We start from the raw sequence: 1207 nt of genomic DNA on the forward strand, positions 1-1207 counted from the left end.
TGTTCAGCCCGGGCACATAGCTTACACCTGTTCGGGGAGATGGTTGACACTTTTGGGGTTACGTAGATCGATCGTTTCGATCTGGTGAGCGGCAAAGAATATTCCGAACTTTCCCTCAGCACTGAGCTGACGAATGGCGAGTTTCTCACCACGGAAGGCTTGCGGGACTTTCCAGAGCCGTCCCTTGAAGCTGACATAGGCCTTCGTGGTGGAGACGGAACGGACGATCTCGCCCTCGTCGTACTCCACCGTTGGAAGGCGATCCGGCATGAGGCGCTGGCTTGGTCGATAACGGCTTGCGGGCACATCGAAGCCCAATGCCTCGTGCGGCCGATCTAGATTGTAGACGGCTCGCCATTGGTCAAATGCCCGCTGGACATCGGCAAGGTCCCGGTAGCGCTTGAAGGCGAGAACCTCGGCCTTCAGGCTGCGATGGAACCGTTCGTTCTTGCCTCGGCTCTGGGGATGATAGGGCCGGCTGTGGATCGTGCGGACGCCGAGCTTGAGAAGCCACACCGTCAGCGTGGTCCAGGGGTCTTCAAGGGTGAAGCCCCAGGGGCCGCCATTGTCGACGAACATCGCATCCGGCAGTCCGTAGCGATGGAACGTCGCCTCAAGATGTCCTCGTACCGTCGAGCCTCGTTCGTTGTCACAGGCTGCCAGGCATAAGGAAAAGCGCGAGTGATCGTCTAGCGTCGTCAGTGGATGACAAGACACGCCGTTCTCCAGCGCACTGTGCCCCTTGAAGTCCATTTGCCAAAGCTGGTTGGGCGCATCCTTCTCAAAGCGGGTATAGGGCTGTCCAGGCGTGCCCGCGGGCTCCTTCACACGATCGTAACGGCGTAAAATTTCGTGCACGGTCGATATCGCGGGAGTGGCTTGCCGATTGCGCTTCAGGCGATGCGCGAGCTTGCGCGCACCCCAGGCCGGGTGCGCATCTCGCAGCTCGACAATCTGCTGCTCGGTCGCAGCAGCTGTACGCTCCGGACTGTGATGAGGTCGTCGCGACCGGTCTGCCAACGTCGCATCGCCCGCTTCGTACCGCTGGATCCACTTGTAGCCGGTCTGGGCGCTGATGCCGAACTGCCGGCACAGCTTCCGCCGGTTCACTCCCTCCTGCTTGGCAAGCATCACAAACTCTCGCCGTTGATCCATGACAGACACCTCGCGCCACGGCATCGCTCGCCCCCTTGTTTGACGAATCGAG

At 60.5% G+C, this 1207-nt stretch carries 1 protein-coding gene; it reads right to left on the bottom strand.

From position 1 onward, the window contains the following. Positions 1 to 21: 21 nt before the first annotated feature. Positions 22 to 1179 carry an IS481 family transposase gene (locus WN73_RS11735; RefSeq protein ID WP_110116441.1) on the bottom strand — a complete coding sequence of 386 codons (1158 nt, stop codon included), beginning with the start codon at positions 1177 to 1179 and terminating at the stop codon, positions 22 to 24. Between the last annotated feature and the right edge of the window lie 28 nt (positions 1180 to 1207).

This window comes from Bradyrhizobium sp. CCBAU 45394 (genome assembly GCF_028128655.1).
In the GTDB taxonomy this organism is placed as follows: domain Bacteria; phylum Pseudomonadota; class Alphaproteobacteria; order Rhizobiales; family Xanthobacteraceae; genus Bradyrhizobium; species Bradyrhizobium diazoefficiens.